At 69.8% G+C, this 21,697-nt stretch carries 17 protein-coding genes and 2 pseudogenes; 7 read left to right on the top strand and 12 right to left on the bottom strand.

What is annotated here, in order from left to right:
* Positions 1-9: 9 nt before the first annotated feature.
* Positions 10-252 (top strand): annotated as a pseudogene (locus tag ACGF4F_RS34430) (PGPGW domain-containing protein); the annotation flags it as partial.
* Positions 253-276: 24 nt separating this feature from the next.
* Here the strand turns inward: ACGF4F_RS34430 and ACGF4F_RS34435 are convergent.
* Positions 277-735, bottom strand: coding sequence for an integrase (locus ACGF4F_RS34435; RefSeq protein WP_393084393.1), 459 nt, complete (start codon positions 733-735; stop codon positions 277-279).
* An 862-nt stretch (positions 736-1,597) separates the two neighbouring features.
* Between ACGF4F_RS34435 and ACGF4F_RS34440 the strand changes: the two genes are divergently transcribed.
* Complete coding sequence (locus ACGF4F_RS34440; RefSeq protein ID WP_393084321.1) at positions 1,598-3,229, top strand: hypothetical protein; 1,632 nt, start codon at positions 1,598-1,600, stop codon at positions 3,227-3,229.
* Between the two features lie 365 nt (positions 3,230-3,594).
* Here ACGF4F_RS34440 and ACGF4F_RS34445 read toward each other — a convergent pair whose 3' ends face one another.
* From ACGF4F_RS34445 to ACGF4F_RS34460, 4 genes are all read right to left on the bottom strand, one after another.
* A complete protein-coding gene (locus ACGF4F_RS34445) occupies positions 3,595-4,806 on the bottom strand; it encodes an alkaline phosphatase family protein (RefSeq protein WP_393084324.1) in 1,212 nt (403 codons plus the stop codon).
* Positions 4,807-5,169: 363 nt separating this feature from the next.
* On the bottom strand, positions 5,170-5,841 hold the full coding sequence (locus ACGF4F_RS34450) for a HEAT repeat domain-containing protein (protein ID WP_393084327.1): 672 nt from the start codon (positions 5,839-5,841) through the stop codon (positions 5,170-5,172).
* A 592-nt stretch (positions 5,842-6,433) separates the two neighbouring features.
* A complete protein-coding gene (locus ACGF4F_RS34455) occupies positions 6,434-7,681 on the bottom strand; it encodes an MFS transporter (protein WP_357444247.1) in 1,248 nt (415 codons plus the stop codon).
* Positions 7,678-8,106, bottom strand: a complete 429-nt coding sequence (locus ACGF4F_RS34460) for a MarR family transcriptional regulator (protein ID WP_357444244.1) — start codon at positions 8,104-8,106, stop codon at positions 7,678-7,680. The genes ACGF4F_RS34455 and ACGF4F_RS34460 overlap by 4 nt, the downstream gene beginning before the upstream one ends.
* 79 nt (positions 8,107-8,185) lie before the next feature.
* On the opposite strand from ACGF4F_RS34460, the gene ACGF4F_RS34465 reads away from it, so the two are divergent.
* The 4 genes and pseudogenes from ACGF4F_RS34465 to ACGF4F_RS34480 all read left to right on the top strand — a co-directional run bounded on the left by ACGF4F_RS34465 (position 8,186) and on the right by ACGF4F_RS34480 (position 10,985).
* Entirely contained in the window at positions 8,186-9,418 is a 1,233-nt protein-coding gene (locus ACGF4F_RS34465; RefSeq protein WP_357444241.1) for an FAD-dependent oxidoreductase, read from the top strand.
* A 150-nt stretch (positions 9,419-9,568) separates the two neighbouring features.
* Positions 9,569-9,934: pseudogene (locus ACGF4F_RS34470) on the top strand (NAD(P)-binding domain-containing protein); the annotation flags it as partial.
* A gap of 17 nt (positions 9,935-9,951) precedes the next feature.
* Positions 9,952-10,365, top strand: coding sequence for an NAD-binding protein (locus ACGF4F_RS34475; RefSeq protein ID WP_393084331.1), 414 nt, complete (start codon positions 9,952-9,954; stop codon positions 10,363-10,365).
* Positions 10,362-10,985: a class II aldolase/adducin family protein gene (locus tag ACGF4F_RS34480; protein ID WP_393084390.1), complete on the top strand. Its 624-nt coding sequence runs from the start codon at positions 10,362-10,364 to the stop codon at positions 10,983-10,985. The genes ACGF4F_RS34475 and ACGF4F_RS34480 overlap by 4 nt, the downstream gene beginning before the upstream one ends.
* Positions 10,986-11,142: 157 nt before the next feature.
* Here the strand turns inward: ACGF4F_RS34480 and ACGF4F_RS34485 are convergent, their stop codons facing one another.
* On the bottom strand, positions 11,143-12,276 hold the full coding sequence (locus tag ACGF4F_RS34485; RefSeq protein ID WP_393084334.1) for an ABC transporter ATP-binding protein: 1,134 nt from the start codon (positions 12,274-12,276) through the stop codon (positions 11,143-11,145).
* A gap of 39 nt (positions 12,277-12,315) precedes the next feature.
* Entirely contained in the window at positions 12,316-14,064 is a 1,749-nt protein-coding gene (locus tag ACGF4F_RS34490) for an ABC transporter permease (protein WP_393084337.1), read from the bottom strand.
* Between the two features lie 311 nt (positions 14,065-14,375).
* Here ACGF4F_RS34490 and ACGF4F_RS34495 point away from each other — a divergent pair, with 311 nt between their 5' ends.
* Entirely contained in the window at positions 14,376-15,116 is a 741-nt protein-coding gene (locus tag ACGF4F_RS34495; RefSeq protein WP_393084340.1) for a FadR/GntR family transcriptional regulator, read from the top strand.
* Between the two features lie 13 nt (positions 15,117-15,129).
* On the opposite strand, the gene ACGF4F_RS34500 is transcribed toward ACGF4F_RS34495, so the two are convergent.
* The 5 genes from ACGF4F_RS34500 to ACGF4F_RS34520 form a co-directional block, all read right to left on the bottom strand.
* Positions 15,130-16,326: an MFS transporter gene (locus tag ACGF4F_RS34500; protein ID WP_393084343.1), complete on the bottom strand. Its 1,197-nt coding sequence runs from the start codon at positions 16,324-16,326 to the stop codon at positions 15,130-15,132.
* An 80-nt stretch (positions 16,327-16,406) separates the two neighbouring features.
* Positions 16,407-17,519 carry an extracellular solute-binding protein gene (locus tag ACGF4F_RS34505; RefSeq protein WP_357444223.1) on the bottom strand — a complete coding sequence of 371 codons (1,113 nt, stop codon included), beginning with the start codon at positions 17,517-17,519 and terminating at the stop codon, positions 16,407-16,409.
* Positions 17,520-17,656: 137 nt separating this feature from the next.
* Entirely contained in the window at positions 17,657-18,892 is a 1,236-nt protein-coding gene (locus ACGF4F_RS34510) for a M1 family aminopeptidase (protein ID WP_393084346.1), read from the bottom strand.
* Between the two features lie 56 nt (positions 18,893-18,948).
* The gene (locus tag ACGF4F_RS34515; RefSeq protein WP_393084349.1) at positions 18,949-20,184 is read right to left on the bottom strand and encodes an MFS transporter; all 1,236 of its coding nucleotides are present in this window, start codon (positions 20,182-20,184) and stop codon (positions 18,949-18,951) included.
* 13 nt (positions 20,185-20,197) lie between these two features.
* A complete protein-coding gene (locus ACGF4F_RS34520) occupies positions 20,198-21,697 on the bottom strand; it encodes an ethanolamine ammonia-lyase reactivating factor EutA (protein WP_357444215.1) in 1,500 nt (499 codons plus the stop codon).

A 21,697-nucleotide genomic window follows, 5' to 3' on the forward strand; every position in this document is an offset into this window, starting at 1 on the left:
ACGGATCCCATGACGGAGATTCAGGCGGCCCACCGGGAGATCCCCGGTGGGCCGCCGTTCCGCACGCCGGCCACCGCCCCCGGCCGGCCGGCCGAGCTCGCGCTGGTGACGGGCCCACGGTCCTCCGCCCGCCCGGGTCGCCCGTTCAGCCAGCGCACCGTGTTCACCGCGCTGGGCTGGGTGCAGCTGGTCGCCGGCGCACTGTTGTTCCCCCTCCCCGGGCCGGGCCTGCTCCTGCTCGCGCTGGGGATGGCGACGCTGGGGGCTGCCGGAAACCTATGGGCCGGTGGACTTCGACAACCCGCGACAGCTGGCGCTGCTGGACCTGCTGGGCGTGCACTCCCAGCGGGAGGTATCGCGAGCGCGGCACCGCACCATCGCGGCCAAGTAGAAGGCGCGGGCGGCGGCGATGACGTGCTCGCCGGCATGCCGACCGTTGCGGCTGTTACGCCGCGATCGCGCCGTAGCGATCATTTCTTGTTTCATCGCCTCGATGTCGCTGGCCGCGACGCGGTTCAGGGGCCAATCACCCCACGCGGCGGCCATGCGCTCCCAGTACGTGCCGTAGGTCCGTCTCGCACCCGGGCCCGCCGCCGCGATCACGCGCGGCAGATACTCCGCGACCGTCGGCAGCGACACCAGCACGCCGGCGTCGGACTCCAGATCGGCCAAGGTGACGCCAAGGTGGGCCAGGACCTGCCGGGCTGCGGCAACCGTGGCGGGATCAGCAGACATGGTCGCCTCCCGCCACCTCGGCGTGCAGTTCGACGAGCAGGCGAGCGACGGCGCTGATCGAGTGCACAACGATCAGGTCATGGGCGACCAGAGCGGCCAGCAGTACTGGCTGGCCGGACTCCGATCCGGCACATCCGCCGTGCGGAAGCCGGAAGGGGCAGCTGCCCTCGGCTGCCCACCCCGTGCCGACCCATCGTTTGCCGAGGCGATGACGAGCACCCCTCGGTGTGGCTGGATGTCGAGGCGGTGTCCCGGCTGCCAGCCCAGCCCCTGTAGGAGGTGCTGCGCGGTCTTTCAGCAACATCCATGCACGCCAAGGCCGCTTGCTGTCCACAGTGCGCAGCCTGATCCCGAGCCAAACTCGCAGCTCATCGGGACGGCAGGTTAAACGACAAGCTTTGCGCTCGCTGAGCGCTTGCGTCTAGCGCTTCTAGAGCGTCGTGATGGCGGCTCATCGCGAGCCACCCAGAGAGGCCGCCCCGGTCACAGACCAGGTCACCTCGTCTACCGATTGCACATCGAATCCGGCCGTCGTGCTGCAGAAGACGCTGTACATCCGCCGGGCCGGCCTGGCCGGAGCAAAGGTCTGATCGCCGGACGGCGGCGACGACAATGCCACGTTGACCAGGACGATCTCGGCCTCACGACGCGGTAGCCGCACCTCGCGGCCCGCGCGCCCCTGCCGCCCCATCCAGCAACCCCAGCGGCACGTCGCCGACGGATCCCCTCGGCCGGCGACGGGCCGGCGTCGTCGGTGCGGTCGCCGCAGGGGCGACTGACGGACCGGTCTGATCGTTCAGCCCTATGTGATCGCCGCAAGCGGGAGAGTCGGGGTAGCGCCGCCTGCACTGGAGGAGGGCTCGTGCGACCAACGCACCGACGACTACTGGCGCTGCTCGGGATCACCGCGGCGGTCCCGCTGGCCGAGGTCCTCGTGCTGGTGCTGGTCGGGTTCCTCTCAGCCGAGGGGCTGGCGCCGCAGAGCACTGCGGTCTGGCCATACGACTCCTACCACGACATGCGCTGGCTGCTCGTCTACCACAACACCTGGCTGTTGTTCGGCTCCGGCCTGCTGGGCCTGATCGCGCTGCGTGGAGTGCTGACCACGGCGATCGTCAGCCTGGCCTGGCCGGCGAACAGCCCACGGCCGCCGCGCCGGGCGCTGCTCCGGCGCAACGTCGGGGTGGCCGCGTTCGGGGCGGTCCTCGTCCTGCCGTTCGCCGCCTACGCGGTCGCCGCTTCAGTGCTCTCGCTGTCCTGGTTCCTGTTCGCCTCACTGATTCCGATGCTGATACTCGCCCCCTTCCTGCAGCGGATGTCGGTGGGCCGAAGCCTGTGGCGCGGACTGCCATCGGCCGAACTGGTCGGCTGGTCGCTACTCGACTTCGCGGTGATCACCGTTGGCGGCGGGCTGGTGTGGACCACGCCGGAAGTCTGGACGCCACTCGTCACCGCGGCCGTCGGCGCGCTCAATGGCCTGCTCTGGCGGCAAACGGTGCACGCGGCCGTCCTGCAGAAGCGCGTACGGTGGCCGCGGATGCCGGTCGTGCCGATCGTCGTGGTGCTCGCCCTGGCCGTTCCCCTGGCGTCGCAGGTGCTCTCCCAGCCCGGCAACCAGGCCAACACCTTCACACCGCCGATCTTCACCCGGCCGCTGCCGCCGCAGGTTCCCTACGCGGTGATCCTGCTGGCCGGACACGACTCCGCGTACGACGGCCGGCCCGCAGCGGACCCGAACGTCCAGCTGTTCTCATACGTCGGCCTGGACCCGCACGGCCACCCGCTGCCCTACCGGCCGAACGCCACCCACCGGTCGTTGGAGTCCAGCGCACAGCTGCTCGCCGCGCAGGTCGAGGCGGTACACCGGCGGACCGGCCGACCGATCGCCCTGATCGCACAGAGCGAGGGAGTGGTAGTGGCGCTCACCTACCTACGGAACCGGCCTGGCTCTCCGGTGCACGCGCTGGCAATGTTCAGCCCGCTAACCCGCGCCGGCCGCACCTACTATCCTCCGCCGGACGCCAGTACCGGTTGGGGGCTGGCAGCCGGGTGGCTACTGCGGGTGATGTTCCAGGTGACGAAAATCGGCAACCGGGCCAGCAGCACCCCCGACGAGCCGTTCGTCCGCTCACTGCTGGACGGGGCGCCCTTCTACCGCTTCCAGATCCTGTGCCCGATCCCGGGCGTACGCGTTGTCGCCTTCCTGCCCACCGTGGCCGCGGCCGAGGCCCCGCCCGGCCAGAAGATCAGAATTCCTGTGGTCGAGGTACCGACCTTCCACGCGGGAATCATCGGCCGGATGAGCGCCAACGACGTCCTGATCAGCTTCCTCGCCGGCGCCGAGGTCAACCACCCCCGCCGCGAGTTCGGCCCCCTCCAGAAGCTGGGAGATGCCTGGCTTGCACCCGCCCTGGCGATCACGCTGAACCCGGTCTGGCGGCCCACCGCGCAGCCCGGCCCGCCCTTCACGATGGCCCGGTTCTGCCACCAGTGAGCGTCTCAGGCCTTCTAACTCACGGACATCGACGCGCTGAGCCGTGCCCGGGCTGCGGGGCCGAGCACGACCGGGACATCAACGCCGCCAAGAACATCCTCGCCGCCGGGCTGGCGGAGAGGTAAAACGCCTGCCGAGCTGATGTAAGACCTCAAGGGAAACCTCCCGGAAAGGCAGTCGGCGATGAAACAGGAAACCCCACGGGCAACCGTGGGAATCCCGGCCCCTTCAGGGCCGGGAGGATGTCAAGACGTCGCTCGCCCAGGTTCCCGGCAGCCACGGGAAGTCGCTGTGGCCCGCGCGGACGTCCTGAGACGACGCGTCGCCGTGACGGTGGAGGTCACCGCCACGGCGACGCTCCGGCGTCAGTCGCGGATCGACTCGCTCAGCACCCGACCCTGCGCGCCCGACGGCGGCTGGATGCCGAGCAGCGCGGCGATCGTCGGAGCGATGTCGACGTGGTGCGGGTCGACGGGGTGCACACCGGGCAGGACGCCGGTGCCGGCGAGCACCAGCGGGATGTGCAGCTCTGTCGTGGCGCCGTGACGGCCGGCGACGCCGCCCGCCGGGTCGCCGCCAATCGACCAGCCGGGCTCCGGCTCGATGACGAGCTCACCGAAGCGGGGGCTCATGTGCATCGCCTGCTGGGCGGCCTTGTCGAACACCTGGCTCACGTGCGGGGTCGCCTCGAGCGCGGCCTTGATCTTCGCGACCGCCTGCGGGTCGTTCTTCGCGGCGCCGACCAGGTGCAGGCTGCCGATGCCGCCGACGACGATGACGGCGTCGGTGTCGGGCTTGGGCGTCTTGCCGGTCCCGAGGAGCTCGGCCTTGTAGCCGGCCTTGGCGATCGCGTCGATCACCTGCGTGCCGAAGCCCTTGGTGAACGTGGTCATGCCGTGGTCGCCGGTGATGACGAAGGTGGTGCGGCCGAAGATGTCGGCGTCCTTGGTGGCCTGCACGATCCGGCCGATCTGGGCGTCGAGATCCGCCAGAGTGCCCGGGATCCGCGGGTCGTGGTCGCCACCCTCGTGGCCGATCGCGTCGAGCGCGTCGCAGTAGACCGCGATGAGGTCGGGGATCTTCGGGGCCGTGACCATGGTGGCGCCGCTCTTGACGGGCTCGCCCTTGATCACCTTAACGATGTCGTCGACGCGACGCGAGCAGTCACCGCCGGGCTGGGTGTAGATGCCCTCCGGGTCGCCGTACGCCGTCCCGTGGTTCTGCACGATGAACCACTGCGACGACATCACGGTGCCGCCCTGGGCGCGGACCGCCTCCGCGATGGTGGGCACCGCGAGATCGCGCTCCTGGCCACGGGCTGTGTGCGACGCCGGGTCGTAGACGTAGGCGGTGTTGAGGTGCCGCTCCGGCCAGGCGCCGGTCGCGACCGAGGACCAGGACGGGTTGGTGATCGACTGCATGACGCCGGTCGACTCGGTGACGCTGCCACGCTTGACGAGCCGGTCGATGTTGGGCGTCGGCACCTCGCCCAGGTAGTCGTAGTCGAAGCCGTCGAGGCCGATGAAGATCACGTGGTCGGCCGCCGGCGCCGCCTGCGCCGGTAGGGAGTCCGGCACGGCGGCGTACGCCGGCAGCGGGGTGAGCAGAGGGAGGGCGAGGGCCGCGTGACGCGGCCCAGGGTGCGGAGAGTTCGGATCATGGGGTGCACTGAATCGGGTCGGGTTGGCCCCCCCACGGTGGCGACGTCGTGAACGTGCAACGTGGTTTCGCGTCGTTCACACCTCGTCGCCCGGGAGCTTCGCCGGGCGCCCGGTCGGCAGGCCGCGGGCCTGCTTGGCCGCGCGGGCGCCGACGGCACGCTCCAGCCGGAGCCGCCCGGCGGATCAAGGACGGTGCGATCCCCGAGCAAGTCGCCGCCGGCCTCGGCATCAGCCGCTCCACGCTGTACCGAGAACTCCGCAAACACCGCGAAGGCCCCGCTACCGAAACCACCGCGGATCCGAGTCCACCGCCCTGCCGAGCGCCCGCGCGGCCTGGGCTCGCAGCAGCGGATCCTCATCGCCGGCGATCAGCAGCAACACGTCGACCGCAGCCGCCCCGCCGACTGAGCCAAGGGCTTCGAGGGCGTTCTCGCGGACGTGCCGATCGGGGTCGTGTCGCAGCCGCAGCAACGCCGGGGTTGCCTCGACCTTGCGGAGCTGGCCGAGTGCGTCCGCGACCATGGACCGCACCCGCGGCACGGGGTCCGGGGCGAGGGCGGCGAGTGGCGCAACCGCGTCGGCCCGGCCGGTGTAGCCGAGCCTGCTGACAGCCGAAATGCGTACCTGATCGTCGAGGTCACGCAGCGCCACGACGAGCACCTGGAATCCTCGGCCATTGCCAGCAGGGTTGGGAATCGAACCGATCGCCACGGACCTGACCCGCGGGTCGGCGTCGGCCGCGGCTGCGGCCAGCAGTTCGACATCCTGCGCTTCGACCACGAATCCAAGCGCCCACAGCCCTGCCCGGCGTAGTTCCGGGGTGCCACCAGTGGCCAGGTCCAGCACCGTGCGACGCGCGGCTGCCTTGTTCATACGCAATAGGTCGATGATCTCGCCGGTCAAGCTGTCCTGGTCGTCACCGAGATCGCGGGCCGATGCGCGCAGCAGCACCGGGAGCGCAGCCACACCCTGGACGCCGGCCAGAATGCCGGCGATGAGGTCCCGACCGTAGAAGTTCCGCTCGTCGAGGAACCGGTCGAGCGCCTCATGTAACCGGGGCGTTCGAGGGGACGGGCTCAGCAATGATGTCGAAGCCTTCGCATCTGCAGTTGGTCGCCCGTGTCATCGAAGAGGCGATTCACGCGGCACGGATGACGGCGCCTGACGCGCTGCCCGTTCTCGTTGCGAAGGCGTTGCGCCCGGCCGGCGTCGACATGGTGCGCGTGCGGGCGGTCGACTTCGGGCAGCGGGTGCTGAGTGTCGTCGGCGCGTACACCCCGTTGAGAAGCCGCCCTCGGCGATGTTGTCGAGGATCTCCACGCCGCGTGGGCCGATCAAGCTGGGGTGCTCGACCCCTGAGGCCTCCGAGACGTTCAACAGATCGCGGCGCGGGGTCTTGATGTAGTTGGCGACACGGACTGCCTTGAGGTCCGGAGCCAGACCATGGGCGAGCCAGGGTTCTGCGTCGCAACCTCACCATGCGCCGCAGGTGTCAAGGGACATCACCGGCTGTGCCGGCGGCGAACGGCAGGCCCCGCCAGCATCAGACATGCGTGCGGTCGGCGCGTTCGGGAACCGCGAACCGCTCCGGCACCGCCTGTGCCAGGTAGCGCCAGCTCGCGAGCGCCGCGAGCAGCGAGATCGCGGCACCGGTGCCGATGGCGACCCTGGCGCCGTAGGTCTGCGACATCCACCCGATGAGTGGCCCACTAATGGGTGAGGTGCCGTTGATCGCCATGATCAGCAGTGAGACCACCCGGCCGCGCACCACCGCTTCAGACTCCAGCTGGACGAGCGAGGTCGCCAGCGCACGGAACGTGGTGGCGACGGCCCCGAGCACGAACATCGCCACCAGCGCTGCCCACGTCGAGGGTGCCAGCGAGACGACTCCCAGTGCCGCCGCGAACGCTGTCGCCGCACCTAGGAACGCCCGCGGCGCCGCGACCAGGATCCCGGCGAGGGACAGGCTGCCGGCGATCGCACCCGCACCCATCGCGGCGAAGAAGTAGCCGATCATCGCGGCGTCCGGGGAGAACTCCCGAGCCAGCAACGGCACCGCGGTGTTCCACTCGTAGGCGACAAGACCAGTGACAGTCATCAGCACCAGGGCCGTGGCGATCACCGGCGTACGACGGGCGTAGTCGACGCCCTCCCGCAGCGCGCCGCGTTCCTTCGGGCGGATGTCGCGCGGCCGGATCTCGTCGGGTCGGATCCGGGTGAGAGCCACGATCATGACGAGGAAGGAGAAGACGTTGAAGAGGAAGGTCACCGCAAGGCCGGCCGAGCCGATCGCCACGCCTGCCGCGGCCGGCCCGAGCACCTTGCCCGCGTTGAACATGGTCGCGTTCAGCGCGACCGCGTTGGTGACGTCCTCCGTCGGGACGATGTCGGCGGCGAAGGTGTGGCGCACCGGCTTGTCGAAGGCCTCGACGATGCCGATCAGCACAGCGAGCAGCATGATCGCGGGGACGGCGGCCCGGTCGAGCAGCACCAGGACACCCATGGCCGCCGCCGGCACCGCGGCCGCCCAATTGGTACAGAGCAGCATCCGTCGCCGATCGATCCGGTCGGCGATGATCCCGGCCCACGGCGTCAGGAAGAGGGTCGGGGCCTGCTGCAGGCCGACGGTGACCCCGAGCAGGGTGCCCGACCCGGTGAGTTCGAGGACCAGCCAGGCCTGGGCGACCTTCTGCGCCCAGGTCCCGACCGTCGAGACGATCTGACCGGTGAAGTACAGCCGGTAGGCCCGGTGCCGCATGGACCTGAACGTCGCCGACAGGTATCCGCTCACCGCGCAGCACCGAGCTTGGCCAGCGCACCGACGGCGTCGAAGAGCCGGTCGGCCTCGGCCGGGTCTAGCTCGGCCACCCGGTTGCGCAGGTAGTCGTTCGACCGCTCGGCGAGGCGGACCAGCAGACGGCGGCCGGCGTCGGTGATCGCGACGATGCTGCTGCGCGCGTCGAGCTCGTCGACGGTGCGGCTGACCAGGCCCTTGCTCTCCAGCGTCACTACCAGGCGGGTGACGGTCGACTTGCCGATCTGCTCGCGTCGGCCGAGCTCGCCGAGCCGGAAGGGCCCGTGCCGATCCAGCGCGAAGAGCGCCGAGAACTGCGACGGGGTGACCTCGCCAGTCCCGGCGCTCTTGCGCAGCTTGCGCTCGAGCCGGACGACCGCGAGACGGAGAGCGTCGACCTCCTCGGGTCCGTGTGATGCCATGGCGCGATAGTACGCACTGCGTACTAACTACGTTCATCGGTCTCATGGTTTAATGGTCTGACCATCACGAGGAGCGCACATGACGGATCCCGGAGTCCTGATCGTCGGAGCCAGCCAGGCTGGCGCCCAGCTCGCCGCGTCGCTGCGCGAGTTAGGAGCGACGTGTCCCATCACGCTGGTGGGCGCGGAGGAGCACCTCCCCTACCAGCGCCCGCCACTGTCGAAGTCCTACCTGTCGGGCAAGGCCGAGGCGGAGTCGCTCCTGCTCCGTTCGGCGGACTACTACGCCGACCACGGCATCGGCGTCGTCACAGGCGAGTGGATCGACCGCGTCGAGTTCGGCGCGTCCGGGGGTCGTGCGGTCAGTGCGACGGGCCGGACCTTCGACTTCGACCAGCTCGCCCTCACGGTCGGAGGCACGCCGCGCCGGCTCGACGTTCCGGGCGCCGACCTCGGCAACGTGTTCTACCTGCGCGACCTCTCCGACGCCGCGGCGCTGCGCGCCAGCCTCGACGACGCGCGACGAGTCGTCGTCGTCGGCGGCGGCTTCGTCGGACTGGAGGTCGCGGCCGTCGCCAACAGCCTCGGCAAGGAGGTGGTCGTCGTCGAGGCCCTCGAGCGGCTGATGGCACGCGCGGTCGCCCCGGTAGTCTCGCAGTTCTACCTCGACGCGCACGAGCAGCGCGGCGTACGGGTCCTCCTCGACACCGGCGTCGTCGGGTTCCTCGGCTCCGGCACCGTCTCCTCGGTCGAGCTCTCCGACGGGACCAGCCTCCCCGCCGACGTCGTGCTGGTCGGTATCGGCCTCGTCGCGCACACCGCGCTGGCCGAGCAGCTGGGCCTCGAGGTGTCATCGGGCGGCATCGTCATCGACGCCCATGCCCGCACGAGCCTGCCCGGGGTCGTGGCCGCCGGTGACTGCACCGCGCTGCGAGCAGAGAACGGGCTGCTGCGCATCGAGTCCGTCGCCAACGCGATCGCCCAGGGCCGTGCCGCCGCAGCGACCCTCGTCGGCGTCCATGACCCGCTGTCCGTCGTCCCGTGGTTCTGGTCGGACCAGGGCGACATCAAGCTCCAAATCGCCGGCCTGAGCTTCGGTTACGACGACGTGGTGCTGCGCGGCGAGCCGGAAAGCCAGCAGTTCTCCGCCCTGTACTACCGCGGCGACCGGCTCATCGCCATCGACTCGATAAACGCGCCCCGCGACTACATGGCCGTCCGCAAGATCCTCGAGGGCGGCGCCTCCGTGCCGCGCACGGTCGCCGCAGACCTCGACGTTCAGCTCAAGACGCTGATTCCCGCCCGGCGCTGAACCTCCTGAGACATCCGCCGTGACCAGCCACTCGGGTCGACCGCTCTGATGGGAGATGAGCTGCGCGCCGCCGCTGCGACCATGAAAAAGAAAGAGGATGAGTGTCGGAATGATCGGACTCGGCGCCATGGGGCTGCCGATGTCGAGAACATGGTCCTGCGCGGGCAGGACGTCGTCGGCTTCGACCTGGCGCCGGAACGAGTGCTCACCGCCGCCGAGGTCGGCGTCACGTCCGCCGGATCGCTCGAGGCGCTGATGGCCGCGTGCGACGTCGTGCTGGCGTGCCTTCCCACCGATGAGTCGATGGTGGCGTTGGTGCACGACCTGTGCGGCGTACGCTCGGGCCGGTCAGCTCTTGGTGGTCACCGGCACTTACAGCCTGGCGTGATGTCGACCGTGGATCGGCTGTTCCACGCCGCCGGGGCGAGTGTGGTCGGTGCCCCGGTCGTCTTCGGCGGAACCAACGCCAACAACGGGACGCTTGTGTCGTTGCTCGGCGGCACTGAGGCCGACGTCGAGCGGGCCCGGTCGTCATGGGCTACAGCAAGGACGCCGAGCACGTCGGAGCGCTGGGCGCTGGTCAGATCGCGAAGGCGTGCAACAACTACCTCCACTGGGTTCACTCGGCCTCCAACGTCGAGGCCCTGGCGCTGGCCAAGCGCTACGGGGTGGACGCCGAGAAGATGCGCGAGGTACTGCTGAAGTCACCCGGCGACAATGGCACCCTGCGCAACTTCGACCGCTACCGGTTCACCTGGCACGAGAATGACATAGACCTCGTCCTGGATCTCGCCCAGGACGGCGACCTGATTCTGCCGATGGCCGCCCTGACCGACCAACTGGTCAAGCCGATCACCCAGGGCGAGGTCGTTCGATTGCTCGGCGAGGAGTCGTGCGTCTACCTCGGCCAGACGGTCGCGGCACGCGAGGCGGGACTGGATGACTGAACCAGACCCGACGGAGGCCTCGCTGCGCCGCGGCATCGCCGCCTGCAGCCGGCTGCTCGCTCGACCCCGCCCGCCTGCTCGTTCTGGACTACGACGGCAACGTGCTGGAGAGCGACGGCAAGCCGCCCTCGGAGCTCTTCATCCACGCCGAGATCTACCGTGCGCGCCCGGAGACGCAGCCGGTCGCCCACTTCCATCACGACCCGACCACGATCTTCGCGGCGGTGCCGACCTGTCCGCTGGTCCCGGTCAAGAACCACTTCGCCCGCTGGGTCGGCGGCATCCCGGTGCACCACGACTCCTCGCACATCGACGACCCCGCCAAGGGCGAGCAGGTCGTGGCGACCCTCGACGGCCGGGACGCCCTGCTGCTGCGCGGCCATGGACAGGTGCTGGTCGCCGAGAGCGTCCGCGCGGTCTTCACCGACGCGGTGCACCTGGCCGAGAACGCCGGAGCGCTCACCCTTGCCACCCAGCTCGGCGCGGTCGAGCCGCTGACCCAGGCCGAGCTGGACCACTTCCTGGAGACGTTCGACCGGCCGAAGCACGTCGAGAAGCTGTGGAAGTACTACGCCCAGGTCGCTGCCGCGCGGGGCGTGATCCCCGCCGAGTGGATCTGAGCGGATCCGCCGCCTTCGAAGGCGGGCGAGGAGTGGGCTCCTCGCTCAGGCGAGCTCTCTCCTCACCCGCGTCCGGTTGGCTCGTGCACCGCAAGCGAGTGCGACCCGCCGCCGAGCAGGAGTACGGGCGGCGGGTCGCCGTCGCGACAACGCCTGATCAGCCGATCGGGACGAGCGCGAGCTTGTCGGCGGGCAGCTTGACGAACACCTTGGTGCCGGCCTCGATGGAGAGGTTGGGCAGCGACCGCACCCGGATCTCGAGATTGCCGACGTTGACCAGGTGGTCGACCGCGTCACCGAGGAACGCACGGGTGCCGACCGTGCCCTCGAGGACGTTCTGCAGGTCGGCCGGCCGCTGCGTGGTGAGGTCGACCGTCTCCGGACGGATGGAGACGGAGACCTCCCTGCCCGTGGGAACCTCCGCGCTGGAGGCGAGGTGGAGCTGTCCTGCGGCGGTGTCGACCACGTAGTTGTCACCGGTCCGGTTGACGACGTCACCGTGGATGAAGTTCGAGCTGCCGATGAACTCGGCCACGAACTTGCTGGTCGGGTTCTCGTAGATGTCGCGCGGCCTGCCCAGCTGCACGACCTCGCCGGCACGCATCACGGCGATGTTCGAGGAGAGCGAGAGCGCCTCGATCTGGTCGTGGGTCACGTAGATGGAGGTGATGCCGAGCTCGCGCTGGAGGCGCTTGAGCTCGTAGCGCAGCGACTCGCGCAGCTTGGCGTCGAGGTTGGACAGCGGCTCGTCGAGCAGGAGCAGCTCCGGCTCGATGACGAGGGCGCGGGCCAGCGCGAGACGCTGCTGCTGACCACCGGAGAGCTTGGTGGCCTGGCGGTCGGCGTACTGGCGCAGCTCCATGACCTCGAGCACCCGGTGGACGCGCTGCTCGATGTCGGCCTTGCCCGGACGCTCGCTCCGGGGCTTGACCTGCAGCGGGAAGGCGACGTTGTCGAAGACGCTCATGTGCGGCCAGATCGCGTAGGACTGGAACACCATCCCGAGGCCGCGGCGGTTGGCGGCGACGTTCACCGTCCTGGCGCCCTTGCCGGCCTGGAACAGGGTCCGCCCCTTGACCGAGATGTGGCCGGAGTCGGGGTGCTCCAGCCCTGCGATCGAGCGCAGTGTGGTGGTCTTGCCACAACCCGACGGGCCGAGCAGGGTGAACATCTCACCCTGCTGCACCTGCAGGTTGACGTTGTTGATGGCGAAGACCCGGGCACCCTGCGAGCCGCTCTTCTTGGCCTTCTCACCAGGGTAGGACTTGATGAGGTTGCTGATCTCCAGCATGGCGATGGTCCTTATCTCTTTCTTCGAAGTCTCGCGGGGTCAGTCCTGCTGGAGGCCGACCTTGGCCCCGAGCTTGTAGGCGATGGAGACGAGCACCATGAGCACGGCGATCATCACCACGCCGAGCGCGGCCAGGACGGTGAACTTGCCGTTCTCGAACTGCTCCCAGATCAGGATCGAGAGGACCTCGTTGCCCGAGCTGTAGAGCAGGATGGAGCTCGACAGCTCGCGGAACGACACCACGAAGATGTAGATCCAGCCGGCGAGCAGGCCCGGCATCAGCAAGGGCAGCAGCACGCGACGGAAGACCTGCCACCAGGTCGCCCCGCTCACGGCGGCCGACTCCTCCAGCTCGGCGGAGATCTGCTGCATCGAGGTGACGGCATACCGCATGCCGTAGGGCAGGTAGCGGGTGCAGTAGGCGACCAGCAGGATCCAGATGGTGCCGTAGATGGCGATCGGGCTCCGCAGGTAGACGAATTGGAGGGAGAGACCGAGGACCAGGCCCGGGATGACCAGTGGCGCAAAGGAGAGCAGGTCGAGGAGCTTGCGCCCACGGATGCCGGAGCGGACCACGATCCAGGCGGCGACGGCCATGAGGATCATGACCAGGGTCGCCGCGGCGGCCCCGAGGAACAGCGAGTTCTTCAGCGCGGTCGTGGCCTTGGACATGTCCAGCAGCGCGGTGTAGTTGTCCAGGGTCATCGACTTGAACGCCTTGCCCGACGGCTTCTGGTAGTAGGGCAGCAGCGAGGTGTAGACGAGCAGCAGCAGCGGCAGGATGACCGTGAGGACGAAGTAGCCGATGATGGCGGCGCCGGCCAGGGGGCGCCACTTGCCCAGCTCGATCGGGCGCGGGCGGAAGCCCTTGCCGGTCACCGTCTGATAGGCCTTGGCGCCCTTGCTCATCAGATGCTCCACGAGCATGCCGAGCGCGGCGATCGCGAAGAGGCCCAGCGCCAACGCTCCGGCGCCGTTGAAGTCCTGCGGGTAGGTCCGCAGCATGAAGTAGATCTTGCTGGTGAAGACGTAGATGCCGTTCTGCAGGCCGAGCAGCGCCGGGACCTCGAAGCTCTCGAGGGCGCGGACCGTCATGATCAGGACGCTCGCCGCGATGGCCGGGCGCAGCAGCGGCACGGTGATGCGGCGGATCACCGTCCAGCGGGAGGCGCCCGACATCAGCGCCGACTCCTCGAGCGAGGGGTCCTGGGCGCGGAACGCGGCCACCATGAAGAGGAAGGTGATCGGCGAGAGGTGGAGACCTTCGACCCAGATCATGCCCCAGACGCTGTAGATGTTGAGGACGCCCTTGCCGAAGATCGGCTCCAGCACGTAGTTGATCAGGCCGATGTCGGGGCTGGCCAGGAAGATCCACGCGACGCTGTAGAGGATGCCGGGGATGATGAGCGGCACGATCGAGCCGGCGAAGAAGAGGCTCTTGAACGGCACGTCGGTGCGGACGTTCAAGAACGCCAACGCGGTGCCGACGACCAACGAGAGCACAGCGGACCCGACGGCGAACCAGATCGAGTTCCGCATCATCTCGATGGCCTTGTCATCGGTGTACGCCCGCGTGAAGCCGTCCAACGTGAACGCGCTCGTGTTCTGGTCGAGGAAGGTGCCCTGGATCAGGAACCACAGCGGCACGATCGCCAGGTAGGCGACCACCAGCGCGACGACACCGAGGATCAGCACCTTAGGGGTGGGGACGAGACGTCGCCAGACGGCGGGCGCCGCGTCAGTGGTGGCGCGCTGGTCCTGCTCCGGCGTGGTGGTGGCGATGCTCACATCGCCTCACACAGCAGCATGTCCCTGAGGACGAGGGCGGGTGACATTCGAAGCTCCTCCAAGCGGCGGCCCGACTCTCACTGGAATAACGGTCAGACCATTAACCACAATGTGTAGCACATCACATCAGTCGAGGGGAAGCCCGTCAAGCAGGGTTTTCTTCTCGGCCCCGCCGCACTGCGAACGGTACGACAGCCGTCCCTCCGCGATTTTTGTTGGAAGGGCGTGTCACCGGGAGCACAATGGCCCTGCTTGCTATACGTTTGACCGTTAGTCCAACAGTCAGCCCCTCCTACGTCTCGAGGTCTTCCATGTCCGACGCCACCGACACGGGTGCCGACCTGTTCAAGCCGGTCAGCGTCGAGCGGGTCTCGCAGGTCATCGTCGACCAGATCAAGCTCCTGGTCCGCGAGGGCAAGCTCTCCACCGGGGATCGCCTGCCCAGCGAGCGCGACCTCTGCCAGCGCTTCGGCGTCAGCCGGGTCACCGTGCGCGAGGCGCTGCGAGTCCTGGAGGCCAGCGGCCTCATCGAGATCCGGGTCGGCGCGCGCGGTGGCGCTTTCGTCTCCTCCCCCACCCGCGAGCGCCTCGGCGAGGGGCTGGCCGACCTGATGAGCCTGTCCTCGCTGACACCGGCGCACATCACCGAGGCTCGCACCATCATCGAGGTGGGCATCCTGCCGTTCGTCGTCGAGCGCGCCACCGAGGCAGACATCGCCAGGCTGCGTCGGATGGTCGAGGAGGGTCAGGAGGCGCTCGACCGCAACGCCTACACCATGAACCTGTCGGCGGCGTTCCACGTCGGCGTCTCCGTGTGCACCCACAACCCGGCCATCGAGACGCTCGTGCAGAGCTTCCACGGGCCGATGCTGCTCTCGCTGCGCCAGGCGCAGTTGGTCGCGCCGGCCATGGGACGGCGCGGGACCGACGAGCACGCGGCTCTCGTCGACGCCATCGAGGCGCGCGACACCGAGGCCGCCATCAAGGTCATGACGACGCATCTGGAGCGGACGGCGGGCCTGGTCCGCGACATGCCGCCTGCGGGCGCCTGAGGGTCCTCGCAGCTCAGCTCGAAGCGGCGCGCGGTCGCACCCACTGCCCGATCGGCGCCGCGATCAGCGCCCCGGTGACGACCATCGCGGCGCCGATCGGCGCCACGGCGACCAGACCGGCGGTGACCAGGGGCGAGACGAAGAGCGATGCCGCCCGCCAGACGCCGGTCGCCGCGATGGCCTCGCCACGTTCCTCCGGATGCACCGAGTCGCTGGCGAGTGCCGGACCGAGCGTCTGGAGCGCTCCGGCGGCGATCCCGGAGGCCGCCAGAGCCAAGCCGGCGAGCACGCTCGACCCGGCGGCGAGACCCATCACGGCCATCGCCGCACCGGTGACCGGCGTACCCGCGCGCATGATCCGCCGGGCACGTGCATCGCCGTCGACGTGCCGCACCAGCCACGATCCGAGGATCGCGGTCGCGTTGGCGACCGCGACGAGGATGCCCACGGTCGCCGAGAGATGCCCCGCGCGGACGAGCGCGATGGGGACGTAGGAGCCCAGCAGACCGCGCCAGGCACCGGCGGTGACGCCTGCGTAGCACCCCTCCCAGACGCCGGCCCTGGCCCACAGACGTCCGGGCGGCCGGTTCTGGACCTTCCGGAACGGCGGGAGCCGGTCCAGGCGCGCGGTGGGGATGAGCGAGACGATCGCAGCCGCCGCCGCGACAAGGAGCGCCGTATGGGCGTCCTCACCGATGAGGAGACCGGCGATCACGGGACCGGCGAGAAGGCCCAGGTTGCCGATCAGGTTGACCGACGCGAGGGCCTTGACCGACGAGCCCTCGCCGCGCACCACATGGGTCTGCGAACCGGTCCAGAAGTACGCCCGAGCCACGCCCTGCAGGAGCTGGGCGATGACGAAGGGCGCCAGCGCGCTGCTGATCACCACCATCGTGCTCGAGATCGCGAGCACCACGCACGCGATCGCGATGATGACCCAGTCGGGCATCACGCGCATCAGGCGGCCCAGTGACATGCGGCCGGTCATCTGGGAGATCGCCGAGATGGCGGTGAGCACACCGACCTCGACCGGCCCGTAGCCGGCGGCGACCGCCTGCAGCGGCAACGCGACAGAGGCGGCACCGAGCGCGAACGAGAAGCCGGCGTTGGCCGCGCCGACCCATGCGCCGTCGGCCTGGAACCGGAGTCGGACCTGAGGCCGTGTCACGCGAGGGGCTCCTTCGGGCGGGCACCCGACGGGGGCGCGCATGGGTGCGCCCCGGCTCGTCGGGGACCGAGCCGGGGCGCAAGGGTCATGCTGAGCGGGTCACGCTGAGAGGCTCAGCGGGATCACTTTTTAGTGACCTTGCCGCCCTCGAGGACCTTCGCGTAGAGGTCGTCCCACTTCTTCGCGTTGTGGAGCATCTCGTCCTCGTCGACCTCGATGGTCTTCAGGCCGGCCAGCGGGTCGTCGGCAGTCGGCACGGAGCCGATGCGGTAGGCGTCGGCGATGGCCTTCTGCCCGTCGGTGAGCAGGTAGTCCATGAACAGCAGCGCGGCGGCCGGGTGCTTGGCGGTGCCGAGCAGGCCGGCACCGTTGGGGCGGATGACGATCGGCTGTGCCGGCGGGTTGGCGGCGGTGCGCCATGCGATCGGGCGCCCCTGCTCGGTGCCCTTCTGGACGGAGTGCGTGTACATGGAGGTGCCGACCGCGAACTCACCAGCGGAGAGCAGCTCGGCCTGGACCGTGTGGCCCTTGACGATCTTCGCGTTCGAGGCGATCGCCTTGAACAGGTCGGTCACCTCCTGCTCGCTCTTGCCCTGCTGGAGGTAGTAGCCGTACATCGCCGAGAACCAGTCCATGTCGCCGACCTCCATCGAGACCTTGCCCTTCCACTTCGGGTCGGCGAGCTGGTCGAGAGACGTCGGGGCGTCCTTGCCCTTCACCATGCTGGTGTTGTAGGCGATGGTGAAGGCGTTGAAGCGGTCGGCGGTCCAGTCGTCCTTCTGGCCCTCGGGGCGGACCGCGTCGCGGAACTCGCTCTTGTAGGGGTAGAAGAGATCCTCGTCGCCGATGATGTTGAGCTCGCCGGAGTTGGTCTCGATGAGGTCCGCGCCCGCGAAGCCCGCCTTCGACTCCTGCAGGATGCGCTGGAGGACGGACTCCGAGTTGCCGCGGTAGACGTTGACGTCGATTTTGTACTTGTCGGTGAAGCCCTTGACGATGTCGTCCATGTCGGTGTTCGAGGTGTAGAGCGAGAGCGTGCCCTCGTCCTTGGCGGCCTTGACGAGCGCGTCGGTGCGCTCGGCGCCGGTCATTCCGTTGAACTTGTCGAAGACCTGCTTCGCGTGGTTGTCGACCTTCGGTTTGCTGTCGCCGGCCGAGCTCGCGGTCGGGCTGCCGCAGGCGCTGAGGACGGCCGTCAGGAGCGCGACCGGAATGATCAGGGCCTTCTTCTTCATTGTTTCTCCCATAGCTGATCCGCAAGGCCGGGACGACCTCGTAGGACTGATGGTTAGTCCAGCACGAGATGGATATCACAGGATACGGACGAATGGTTAGACCTTAGTGGTCTTCTTTTCACCTTGGATCGTGCCAATCAGCGGCTGACCTGCCCAGCACCGGCTAACTCCGCCGCCAGACCGACGGCCACCGCGGTCGGAAGGGAGGGGTCCGCGAGAGCGGCGAGGGCGTGCTCGACGCGTCCCTGGCCCGCCGGTGCAGACCGGAAGGCCCGTCTGGCACGCACCACGGCGGTGGCGGGGTCCACCTGCCGCAGGCCGCGCAGTTCCCGCGTCCACGTCTCGCCCCCCGTGCCGGCGGCCGCCGGCAGGCGCACCTGCACGGGCTCCCGGGGTTCGGTTCCGAGGGCGGCCCAGACCTGGGCGGCACTGGTGGCGAGTCCTGCCCTGGTCCGCACGAGCTCGTTGAGCCTGCCTCGGAAGACGTCGGCGGCCAGGCCGTGTCGCGCCGCCCGGAACAGCTCCGCGTGCTGGGTCGGGCCCGCGACCTCGGCCAGCCCGGCCGTCTCGGCCAGACCCCGCGGGTCGACCCCGGGCACTCTCGCCAGCCGGGCGGGCCGGCGCCGGTGGTCCAGGTAGGCGTCGGCGGCGCTGCCGAGAAGGTCCCGGCAGGCGAGCTGCCCGAGCAGCTCGGCGAGCCCTTCGAAGACGCCGAGGTCGGCCCAGCATGCCGGCGCGACCAGGTTGCCGAGCCATTGGTGGGCGGCCTCGTGCGCCAGGGCGGCGACCCGTCGCGCCCGGTCGGCCGTCAGCAGTCGCTCGGAGAGCAGCACACATCCCGGGTGCTCCATGGCAAGCCACGGCGCGTCCGGCACCAACACCTGGACGTACTCGCTCCCCCACGGCGCGTCACCTCCGAAGAAGTCGAGCATCCAGTCCAGCGCAGCCCGGGTCTCGGCCAGCGGCGTGCGCAACGCCGCGTCGCAGGACCGGCGGGCGTGGATGGCCACGCCGTCGGCCGCCTCGTGGCGCCACGGCCCCACGGCGAAGCCGAGGTGGTGTCCGGCCAGCACACTCCCCGCAGCAGGGACGACGCTGACCGGAGTCGGCCCCGGGACGTCGCCGGAGACCCGGACGGTCAGCGTCGTCCGGGTCAGGTCGTCGGGACGGCCCGCCTCGCCGAGAAGGTCGGCCGCCCCTCCGAGCGCACCGCTGAACAGGACGTACGCCGCGCCGTCGGAGGGGTCCACCCAGCGCGTGAGCCCCCAGGGACCGCCCGCGCGATAGTCCACTCGCCGCCGACGGCGCTCAGTGCCGAGGTCGAGGTGGACGTGCGCCGACTCGGCACCCAGGTCCACGTCGATCGTGCGCACGCGTCCCATGGTCGCTGACGCTGCGGGGGCGCTCTGCCGGGGGTCGGGCCGAGCGGTCAGCCGACCTCTGCCAGCGAGCGGTCCGGGCCGGTGTAGCGGCGTACCGGATTGTCGCGGACCAGCATGGTGGTGACGTAGCTCAGCGTAATCCCGGCACCGATCGTGAGAGCGAGCGCCGGCCCGAGGGCCCCGGCGAGGGCGCCGACGAGTGCGTCGCCCATGGCCGGACCTCCGCGGGAGGACACCTGATAGATCGACGAGACCCGGCCGCGGAGCTCGTCGGGGGTCTCGATCTGCACGGCGGCATGTCGGATCGAGGTCGCCAGGGCGTCCGCGACGCCGAGGCCGAGTGCGGCGAGGATCGCCAGCGCGAACCAGTGCGAATGCGCGAGAACCAGGCCCGCGACCGCGAAGCCGCCCGTGGCGAACAGCAGGATGCGGCCGAGCGTGCGCGAGCGGCCGAGCACCCTGACGATGCTGTAGGTCGCGAGCAGGGCACCTGCCGAGGGCGCGGCCGCCAGCACGCCGTACCCCTTCGGGCCGACCTCGAGGACGTCGAGCGCGAGGGCCGGCAGCAGCACCCGGTAGGCCCCGAAGACCATCGCGGAGAGGTCGAGCGACATCAGCAGCAGGATGATCGGCCGGTGCACGACGTAGCGCGCGCCTTCGACGATCGCGCCGAAGATCGGCTTGTGCTCCCGGTCGAGATGCGCGGTCGGCGCCCTGACGAGGACGAGCAGCCCGATCATCGCGGCGTAGGTCATCGAGTCGAAGGCGTGGACGAGGCCCGGGCCGCCGAGGGCGATCATCAGGCCGGCGAGCCCCGGGCCGACCAGGACCGCGATCTCGCGACACGGGTTGACCAGCGCGAAGGCCTGCGGGAGCTGGTGCGCCGGCACCATCGACCCGATCAGCGCCGTCCGGGTCGGGTTGTCGAAGGTGGTCGCCCCCATCGACAGCAGGGAGGCCAGGACGACGTGCCACGCCTGCACGTGGTCGGTCAGGGTGAGGACCGCCAGGGCCAACGCGACCAGACCGCCGGCGCCCTGCGACAGCTGCAGCAGGCGGCGACGGTCCATCCGGTCGGCGAGCGCCCCGCCGACCGGGCTGAGCACCATCACCGCGATCCCCCCGGCGGCGCCGACGAGGCCGGTGGTCGCCAACGACCCGGTCAGGTCGTAGACCTGGTAGAGGCTCGCCGCCATCGCGCCGCGGGTCCCGATCTGGGAGAGGACTACTCCGAGGAGGTAGGTGACGAAGGAGCGGTTGCGCAGCACCTCCGCGAGGTTCATCCGGTGCTTCCGGTCACGAGAAGAGGAGCGACTTGATGACCACCGGCACGACGCCCGGCGGAGTCAACACCTCTCCGATGTCGATGAAGTCGAGGTCGTTGAGCTCGACGCCGTCCACCGAGACGACCCGGCGGTCCAGTCCCACGTCGATGCCGAGGATGCGGCCGACCAGCTGGCCGACGTCGCCGTCGATCACGAGGGTCAGGGGCTCCTCGGAGGCGCCGGCGCCGGCGGCGATCCCGACCGCCAGCTCCTCGAGTGCGGCGTACGCCGGAAGGCCGGTCCAGCCGAAGCCGAGAGCGACCGGCAGGGCCAGGTCCGCGCCGCGGATCTCGGCGCCGCGCCGGATCGCGGCTGCGACGTGCTCACGGTCGACGGTCGCTGCGTCGATGAGGCCGAGATGGACCACCGGCAGGTTGTGCACCGGCAGCACCGACTGGTCGCTGATGTGGATCGTCTTGCCGCTGACCTGCACCGTGTACTGCGACGCACCGATGACGGTGGCACGGATCCGCTGGCCGGCGTCGATCGCGGGGATGTCGGCCCGCTCGCCCAGCTGCTTGACGATCTCTCCGGCGAGGTCGCGGGCGATGTCGCCGTAGTCGCCCGCCTCGGAGCCGAAGATGTACTCGGAGACACCTCCGGAGAAGGTCAGGTAGGCCGGTGCGAGGCTGCGCTCCAGCGGACGGGTCAGCCGCAGCGCCTTGCCGAGCGCTGTCGGCTCCTCCCCGAGGATCTCGTCGACGGAGACCTCGGCGAGCCGCTCGCAGATCCGCCGGCGGACCGCCGGGTCGGCCGCCGTGGCCGGGGTCAGCTCGATGCCCAGGTCCTCGGCGACCAGCAGCGCCGAGTCGTCGATCCTGGTCCAGCCTCCGTCGGCGTCCTGGGCGAGCAGGCGGCCGCCCACCGCGTACGCGGCGACGTCGAGCACCTCCCCGCCGTCGAGCAGCGCCAGCTTGGTGGTGCCGCCGCCGATGTCGACGTGGAGGCTGGCCCCGCCGCGCTGGCCCGAGAGCCGGGTGGCTCCCGAGCCGTGCGCGGCGAGCAGGCTCTCCAGCTCGTGGCCGGCACTGGCGCAGACGAACTTGCCGGACTGGCTGGCGAAGAGCTCGTCGATCGCGCGGGCGTTGGGCCGCTTGATCGCCTCACCGGTGAGGATGACCGCGCCGCTGTCGATGTCCTTCGCGGTGAACCCGGCCGCCGCGTAGGCGTCGGCGATGAAGTGGGACAGCTCGTGCGCGTCGATCATCCCGTCCGCCCGGAACGGGGTGTGGATGATCGGCGAGGTCGACACGACCTGGCGGTCGACCACCTCGAACCTGCTCGACAGGTCGGTGCTGCGCCGTCGCAGCACCACCTTCGCGAAGAGCAGGTGGGATGTCGAGGAGCCGATGTCGATGCCGACGGTCACCAGCTCGAGGGTGTCCTGCTCCTCGATGAGCTGCTTGATGGCCGCGGCCTCGTCCTCGGTGATCCCGAGGTCGTGGTAGTGGTCGAAGTCCAGGTCGTGCAC

This window comes from Micromonospora sp. NPDC047740 (assembly GCF_043204735.1).
Taxonomy (GTDB): domain Bacteria; phylum Actinomycetota; class Actinomycetes; order Mycobacteriales; family Micromonosporaceae; genus Micromonospora.

Coding starts and splice junctions, on each gene's coding strand:
- ACGF4F_RS34495 (WP_393084340.1), top strand. CDS start 14,376: ATGTCCGACGCCACCGACACGGGTGCCGACCTGTTCAAGCCGGTCAGC.
- ACGF4F_RS34515 (WP_393084349.1), bottom strand. CDS start 20,184: ATGAACCTCGCGGAGGTGCTGCGCAACCGCTCCTTCGTCACCTACCTC.
- ACGF4F_RS34460 (WP_357444244.1), bottom strand. CDS start 8,106: ATGGCATCACACGGACCCGAGGAGGTCGACGCTCTCCGTCTCGCGGTC.
- ACGF4F_RS34485 (WP_393084334.1), bottom strand. CDS start 12,276: ATGCTGGAGATCAGCAACCTCATCAAGTCCTACCCTGGTGAGAAGGCC.
- ACGF4F_RS34505 (WP_357444223.1), bottom strand. CDS start 17,519: ATGAAGAAGAAGGCCCTGATCATTCCGGTCGCGCTCCTGACGGCCGTC.
- ACGF4F_RS34435 (WP_393084393.1), bottom strand. CDS start 735: ATGTCTGCTGATCCCGCCACGGTTGCCGCAGCCCGGCAGGTCCTGGCC.
- ACGF4F_RS34465 (WP_357444241.1), top strand. CDS start 8,186: ATGACGGATCCCGGAGTCCTGATCGTCGGAGCCAGCCAGGCTGGCGCC.
- ACGF4F_RS34500 (WP_393084343.1), bottom strand. CDS start 16,326: ATGCGCGCCCCCGTCGGGTGCCCGCCCGAAGGAGCCCCTCGCGTGACA.
- ACGF4F_RS34475 (WP_393084331.1), top strand. CDS start 9,952: ATGGGCTACAGCAAGGACGCCGAGCACGTCGGAGCGCTGGGCGCTGGT.